At 61.0% G+C, this 6,974-nt stretch carries 9 protein-coding genes; 4 read left to right on the forward strand and 5 right to left on the reverse strand.

Going from position 1 to position 6,974, the window contains the following annotated elements; genetic code table 11:
• Positions 1 to 300 precede the first annotated feature (300 nt).
• The 4 genes from VZ95_RS21550 to VZ95_RS04225 all read left to right on the forward strand — a co-directional run bounded on the left by VZ95_RS21550 (position 301) and on the right by VZ95_RS04225 (position 2,756).
• Positions 301 to 1,425, forward strand: a complete 1,125-nt coding sequence (locus VZ95_RS21550) for a porin (RefSeq protein ID WP_198148078.1) — start codon at positions 301 to 303, stop codon at positions 1,423 to 1,425.
• 158 nt (positions 1,426 to 1,583) lie between these two features.
• Positions 1,584 to 1,931, forward strand: coding sequence for a hypothetical protein (locus VZ95_RS04215; RefSeq protein WP_045774767.1), 348 nt, complete (start codon positions 1,584 to 1,586; stop codon positions 1,929 to 1,931).
• 105 nt (positions 1,932 to 2,036) lie between these two features.
• A complete protein-coding gene (locus VZ95_RS04220) occupies positions 2,037 to 2,342 on the forward strand; it encodes a type II toxin-antitoxin system RelE/ParE family toxin (RefSeq protein WP_045774768.1) in 306 nt (101 codons plus the stop codon).
• A 3-nt stretch (positions 2,343 to 2,345) separates the two neighbouring features.
• Entirely contained in the window at positions 2,346 to 2,756 is a 411-nt protein-coding gene (locus tag VZ95_RS04225) for an addiction module antidote protein (RefSeq protein WP_052711466.1), read from the forward strand.
• A 2-nt stretch (positions 2,757 to 2,758) separates the two neighbouring features.
• Here VZ95_RS04225 and VZ95_RS04230 read toward each other — a convergent pair whose 3' ends face one another.
• From VZ95_RS04230 to cysG, 5 genes are read right to left on the reverse strand one after another with little or no spacing between them, the layout of a single operon-like run.
• Entirely contained in the window at positions 2,759 to 3,253 is a 495-nt protein-coding gene (locus tag VZ95_RS04230) for a DUF934 domain-containing protein (protein ID WP_045774769.1), read from the reverse strand.
• Entirely contained in the window at positions 3,240 to 4,919 is a 1,680-nt protein-coding gene (locus tag VZ95_RS04235; RefSeq protein WP_045774770.1) for a nitrite/sulfite reductase, read from the reverse strand. Before VZ95_RS04235 ends, VZ95_RS04230 begins: the two co-directional genes overlap by 14 nt.
• Position 4,920: 1 nt before the next feature.
• On the reverse strand, positions 4,921 to 5,283 hold the full coding sequence (locus VZ95_RS04240) for a DUF2849 domain-containing protein (protein WP_052711467.1): 363 nt from the start codon (positions 5,281 to 5,283) through the stop codon (positions 4,921 to 4,923).
• Between the two features lie 11 nt (positions 5,284 to 5,294).
• Positions 5,295 to 5,678 carry a uroporphyrinogen-III C-methyltransferase gene (locus VZ95_RS26640; protein ID WP_232302471.1) on the reverse strand — a complete coding sequence of 128 codons (384 nt, stop codon included), beginning with the start codon at positions 5,676 to 5,678 and terminating at the stop codon, positions 5,295 to 5,297.
• Positions 5,572 to 6,699 (reverse strand): siroheme synthase CysG, encoded by a 1,128-nt coding sequence (gene cysG / locus VZ95_RS22730; RefSeq protein WP_232302470.1) that lies wholly within the window; start codon positions 6,697 to 6,699, stop codon positions 5,572 to 5,574. The genes VZ95_RS26640 and cysG overlap by 107 nt, the downstream gene beginning before the upstream one ends.
• Positions 6,700 to 6,974: the final 275 nt, after the last annotated feature.

A 6,974-nucleotide genomic window follows, 5' to 3' on the forward strand; every position in this document is an offset into this window, starting at 1 on the left:
ACGGATAGAGCGGTGTTGCCGAGGCCCTTAGGCAAAATTAGCCCGGTAAAATGAATTGAGAATCAAGGTATTACCCCAACAACGCCTGATAAGCTTGTGTATTTAATGGGAATTTTCCCATCGCCACAGGTGTTGTATCTTCGCCACAGCAGATCAAAAAAGCCGCGCCTTCCGTGCAGAGCAGGCTTGCTACGATGTAGGGCAATGGGGTTTTATACGCCTGTCCCGAGCGGGGAGGGCCAGTTAATGGTCCCCCGGAAGGGTTCGTTTTGGGTTGAGTACCACCAAGGGGTATTGACAATGAAAAAGATTCTTCTGGGCACGTCTGCTCTCGTATTGTTCGCTGGTGCCGCTGCTGCACAGCAAGTCACCACGAAGGCTCCCTTCACCGTTACGCTCGGCGGCTCGATCCGTTCGGATTTCATCATCGTCAATGATGATCTCGCCAATCAAGAATCGCGCGAAGCCCGCATTGATTATCGTTTGACGGTTAAGGCCGAAGCCAAAGCCGAAAACGGTCTGGTCTATGGTTTCAGCGGTCGTCTGCGTAACAACCAGGGTAGCTCGGGTGTGAACCCCGGCCAAACCAACCAAGATGTGGTTGGTATGGACGAAAAGTGGGTCTACATGGGCGGCTCGTGGGGTCAGGTTCAGCTCGGCGATGCTTACGCTGCCGATACGCGCCTTGCCGTTCGCGCACCGACCGTCGGTATCGGCCAGGCCGATTACGCTTTCGGGACTGTCACGGGTAACTATCGCTGGGTTCACTTGAACGAAGGTGAAGTCGATACCAAAATCTCGTACATGAGCCCGGTGTTCGCTGGCTTCCAGGCTGGTATCAGCTACACTCCGGAAATGAATTCGCACGGTCGTGATAATGCCCGTTCGAAGTTTGTGACCGGTGCCGACAATAAGTATAGCGACCTGATCTCGATCGGCGCGAGCTATGCTGGCAGCTTCTCCGACATCGGCGTAAAGCTGGGCGGCGGCGTGCAGTTCGGCGATGCCAAGGACACCTCGGCAACCGTGAAAAGCACCTTGGGTGATTACAGCGTGTGGCATGTTGGCGCTCAAGTTAGCTACGCAGGCTTCACCGTTGGCGGTCATTATTCCGATGCCAGCGATTCGATGCGCACCAAGGGTGATGAACTCAGCCATTGGCAGCTCGGTCTGAGCTACGCTGTCGGTCCCTGGGCGGTTGCCGCGAACTATTCGCGCACGGAAACCGACTTTGGCGCGCGTAACACCAAAGACGCCACGGATTATATGTGGGGCGTTGGCGGTGCTTACCAGCTCGCTCCGGGTCTGTCGCTGCAAGCTGACGTTGCCTTCTTCGAAATCGAATCGCCGGTTTCGGGCCTCAAGTCCGGTCAGACGAAGAACGACGGTACGCTCTTCACGTTCCGTACGCGCGTCGATTTCTAATATCGCTTCACTGCGATATGGGATTGGAGAGCGGCTCGCCGCTCTCCCGACCAACGAAAACCCCCGCTTCGGCGGGGGTTTTTGCGTTTGTACGGTCAGGATGCTTGGGTATGGGGTCCGCCCTTGCTAAGCTAATACCCTAGCCGGGGGAACGTTCCATGACCAAAAAATTGGCCTGTCTCTTCGTAGGCCTCAGCTTGCTCGGGGCCTGCGCGGCCCTGGAGCGTGAGCCGTCCGAGGATGAGCTTGAGGCGGCAATTGCCACCAAATTTCGCGACGTGCGCGCGCTGGCAATTCTGCTGCCGGGGCTGGAAAGTTTCGTCGGACTGATCGACGTGCAGGGCGGGCGCAAGCAAGGCTGCCAAGCCACCGACGACGTGCGCCGCTCCGGCTACCGCTGCACGGTCACGCTGGATGTGAAAACACCGCTGACGGTGCTGCACCCAACCCTGGATTTACGCTTCATCAAAACCGCCTCCGGCTGGGCGGTGGCCGATCTGCCTTAGGCTTCTGTATAATTCCGCGCAGGGGGCTGCGTTCAGCGGCCCGCGAATTCACCTTTTGTTGAAATTTTATTGGATTGTTTTTCAACAAAAGGTGAGTATGCGGCCATGACGCTCACGATCCGTCGTACCGCTGAATTTGACCGCTGGATGATCGGCCTTAACGATGATCGCGCCATTGCCCGCATCGAAACCCGATTGACCCGGCTGGGGCAGGGCAATCCGGGCGATGTTGAGCCGATTGGTAGTGGCTTGTTGGAACTGCGGATCGCCTATGGCCCCGGCTATCGGGTGTATTTTGGGCAGCGCGGCAAGCACGTGGTCGTTTTGTTGATCGGGGGCGATAAGCGTACTCAAAACCGCGACATCGCGCAGGCAAAACGCCTTTGGGCAAACTGGCAGGAGGAGAACTAACCGATGACGACAGCCCCCCACGGGACGGAAACGGCTCCAGTCGCCAAGCCGCGCCGCAAGCGCGCCCCAAAAACCGTTATTACCGCGCCCTACGATCCCGCAGACTATCTAACCACGCCCGGACGCATCCAAGCGCTGCTGGAAGTCTCTTTTGAAGAGGAAGACGCGGAAACCAATGGCTATCTTGTGGTCGGTGCCCTCAATGCCATCGTTCGCAAGCGCGGCGTGGCGGAGGTGGCGGCTGCCGCCGGACTGAACCCGACCGGGCTTTACAAAATGCTGTCGCCCGGTCGCCAACCCAGTATCGCCACTGTGCTGCGTGTGATGCGGGCTCTGGGCTACCGGCTCGCCCCGATCCGGCTGGGCGAAGCGGAAGACGGCGCGGAGCACTCTCAATCAGACAACGACGGATAGGTTTAAGCGTGCGCTCGCCGCCATTTCTGCCCCAGCAGCGGGGACAGGCCGGGCCGGTCGGCGGCGGGTTGATAAACGATGCTGAAATCTTTCAGCGCGGCGGCGATGCGGTCGGCGGCGTCGGGCCGGTCGATATCGAAACTGGTGATGCCGCAGCGGGTCATATACAGCAGTTGATCGCGCAGAACCGCCCCCGTGGCGCGGATCTCGCCGGCAAACCCGTAGCGGTCGCGCAGCAACCGGGCCTGACTATAGGCCCGGCCATCGGTGAATTTCGGGAACTCCAGCACCACGAGCGATAGGCGCGGCAGCTTATCGGCGATCATCGCCGGGTCGAGCGTATTGGGCAGGCGCAGGCCGAGCGGGCCGGGGTGATCGGCCACTTGGTCCCATTGCTCCAAACTCACGAGAACGGCGCTGTTTGGGGCGGGTGCGCTCCCCTCTTCCAAAACCTGATAGGGATCGTCGAGCAGACCTTCGGCATTAACCAGCGGCATAAACGCGCTCCTTGAACGGATGGGTGCCGACGCGGCGTACGGTCTCAACGAAGCTTTCGTCCGGCGCGCTGCGCAGGGCAAGATAAGCGTCGAAGACCTTATCGATACCATCGGCGACCGCGTCTTTCGACAGCGACGGGCCGAGGATGGTACCGATGGCGGCGCTGCGGGCGGGATCGTCCCCGGCATGACCGCCGAGGGTAATCTGGTAGAATTCCTCACCGTTCTTATCCACGCCCAACAAGCCGATATGACCGACGTGGTGATGCCCACAGGCGTTGATGCAGCCGGAAATCTTGATCTGCACCGGGCCGATTTCTTCCAACCGCCCCGGCTTGGCGACGCGCGCCGAAATTTCCTGGGCAATCGGAATCGCGCGGGCATTGGCGAGCGCGCAATAATCTAGCCCCGGACAGGCGATGATGTCGGCAGCTGTGTTCAAATGGGCCTCGGCGAAGCCGATGCGCTGCAATTCCGCATAGAGCGCCGGAAGATCGGCCTTGCGCACATGGGGCAGAACCAGATTCTGCACATGGGTCACGCGGATTTCATTGTCGCTATAGCGTTCGGCGAGATCGGCCAGCGCGTCCATCTGGTCGGCGGTGGCATCGCCCGGAATCCCGCCCGCTGGCTTCAGCGTAACGGTGACGATGGCGTAACCGGGCTCCTTATGGGCGGCGAGATTGCTTTTCACCCAGGCGGCGAAAGCCTTATCGGCGGCCAAGGCGGCCTGATAGGCGGCAGGTTCCGGCGGTTGCGGCGCATAGGCGACCGGGGCGAAATGGCTTTCGATGGTTTCGATCAAGTCGGGCGGCAGGGTCAGCGGATCGGCCGCCCGCGCAGCAAACTCCGCCTCCACTTCTTCGCGCATTTTATCGATGCCGATTTCCTGCACCAGAATCTTAATGCGGGCCTTGTAGATATTGTCGCGCCGCCCGTAGCGGTTGTAGACGCGCAAAATCGATTCGAGATAGGTCAGCAACTGCACTTTCGGCAGAAAGTCGCGAATGACCTTGCCGATGATCGGCGTGCGCCCAAGGCCGCCGCCGACGATGATCTCGAAGCCGGTTTCGCCGGCATCGTTCTTCACCAGCCGAATGCCAATATCGTGAATCTTCACGGCGGCCCGGTCGCTTTCCGAACCAGTAATGGCGATTTTAAACTTACGCGGCAGAAAACCGAATTCCGGGTGCAGGGTGGACCATTGCCGAATGATCTCGCCCCAGGGGCGCGGATCTTCGATTTCGTCCAGGGCAACCCCGGCGAATTGGTCGGACGTGACATTGCGGATGCAATTGCCGCTGGTTTGGATGGCGTGCAGATCGGCTTCGGCCAGCAAGGCCAGCGCGTCGGCGGCCTCCTCCAGCTTCACCCAATTATATTGAATGTTCTGGCGGGTGGTGAAATGGCCGTAGCCCTTATCGAACCGCCGCGCCACTTCCGCCAAAACCCGCATTTGCCGCGCATCCAACGTGCCGTAGGGAATGGCGACGCGCAGCATATAGGCGTGAAGCTGAAGGTAGAGGCCGTTTTGCAGGCGCAACGGGCGGAACTGTTCTTCCGTCATATCGCCGGAAATCCGCCGTGCCACTTGATCGCGGAACTGGGTGATGCGTTCGGCGAGAAAGGCCCGGTCGTAATCGTCGTACCGATAAAGCTGGCCCATGTTACGCCGCCTTCGCCTGGGTCAGGCTGGCGGGATTGGTGGGAATATCCACCGTCGGCCCCTCGCCGCGAATGCGCTCGCGCATTTTCAGCGGGCGCGGGCCGTGGGCTGTAGCGTCGGCTTCCACCAGATAGGGGCCGACCAAGGCGGGGTTTTGCACGGCGATGGCGAGCAAAGTTTCGGCCTCGGCAAGGCTGAACAGCGGCGCATCGGCAATCGCCAGCGACCAGGCCGGGCCGAAACCATCCTGCGTGAGCGTGGCGAGGTCTTTGCCGGTGAAGAAAATCACCGCGCCGTCGCGCAGGCGATTGGCAGTCAGTAGGCGCGGTGCGGCGGAGGTTACTTTACGGGGTGTGGCAGACATGAGCTGAACCCTTATTCGGCAGCAAGAGCGGAAATGGCGGCGGTTTCGGGGGCATCGCCCCAATAGCGCGATAGGCGCACGACCGTGCCGATGATGAGCAGCGTCGGGCCGCTGCCATGCTGAAGCGCAAGGCGCGGCAGATCGGCCAAAAGCCCGGTCGAAACCTTTTGATCGGGGCGCGTGCCGTTTTCGATCAACGCAACCGGGGTGTCATCGGCGTGCCCGGCGTCGATCAAGTCGCGCGTGATGCGCGGCGCTTGGGCGAGGCCCATATAGATGGCGACGGTCTTACCGCCCGCTTGCGGCACGCCCGCGCTGGAGAAGGGAACCCCGTCGCGGCCATGCCCCGTGGCGAACACCAAGGCGGAGGCGTGATCGCGGTGGGTCAGCGGAATTTCGGCGCTGGCAGCGCAGCCCAAGGCGGCGGGAAATGCCGGGAATAATGGTGATGGGTAGGCCCGCCGCGCGCACGGCCTCCACCTCTTCCCCACCGCGCCCGAAGACGAACGGGTCGCCGCCCTTGAGGCGAACGACGCGCTTACCGGCCTGGGCGGCTTCCACCAGCAGGCGGCCGATTTGGTCCTGCGGCACGGAATGTTGGGCTTTGCGCTTGCCGACCGGCACCCGCTCGGCATCGCGGCGGATACGGTCGAGAATCGGCTCGGCAACCAACTCGTCGTAGAACACAATATCCGCGTCGGACAGCGCGCGCAGCGCCTTTAGCGTCAGCAACTCGGGATCGCCCGGCCCGGCACCGACAAGCGCAACCGAGCCGCCCTCAACCGTACCGGTTTCCAACAGGTGCGCGGCGGCGTCATCGGCGGCGCGTTCCTGATCGTTCAAGACCAGATCGGCAATCGCCCCGTCGGAGAAATGTTCCAAGACCCGGCGACGCGCTGCCGGGTCGCTCACTCGCCCCCGGACGGGGTCTTTCCAGCGTTCGATGAAACGGGCGAGGTTGCCCAGCCGCGCGGGCAGCAGCCGTTCCAGGCGCTCGCGGACGCGGCGGGCGAGAATCGGGGCGCTGCCGCCGGTACCGATGGCGACCAGAACCGGGTCGCGGTCCACAATCGCGGGCATGAGGAAGCTGGAGAGTTCCGGCCCATCGACGATGTTCACCGGCACACCCACATCTTGCGCGCGGCGGGAGATTTCTGCGTCCTGATCGTCATCGCCGGTGGCGGCGAAAATCACCGCCTGATTGCGGATATCGTCCAACCGAAAGTGCCGACGCAGCAGAATAATCTCGTCCGTTACCGCCGCCGCTTCGATTTCAGCCGTTGGGTCTTTCGCCACTACCGTAATCCGCGCGCCGGTGCGTTTCAGCAGGCGCAGCTTCTGGGTGGCCGCCTCGCCGCCGCCGACGATCAAGGCTTCGCGCTGGTTCAGCGATAAGAAAATCGGCAGGCTGTGCATCGACCCTTCCCCTTTTTACAATCCCATACCGGAATTGCGATTTAACAATTCCACAGGTAGGGCTTTCGGCGGGCCGAGTCAATGGTATTTCACAAATAACATGAATTTTATGGGTTTATGAGAAAAGGCGTCGCAACCGCTGAGCGCGGCGCATTTTAGCCTTATTCTCTGGTACACTGTTAACCGGACGCAATCTGAACCAGCCTCCTGGCTGACATAACAGGTGCGCCGAATGGGTTCGAGCCAGTCTTTTGGGAGAAAAAATCGATGGGTAA

The sequence above is a fragment of the Elstera litoralis genome (assembly GCF_000963705.1).
GTDB classification, from domain to species: Bacteria; Pseudomonadota; Alphaproteobacteria; order Elsterales; family Elsteraceae; genus Elstera; species Elstera litoralis.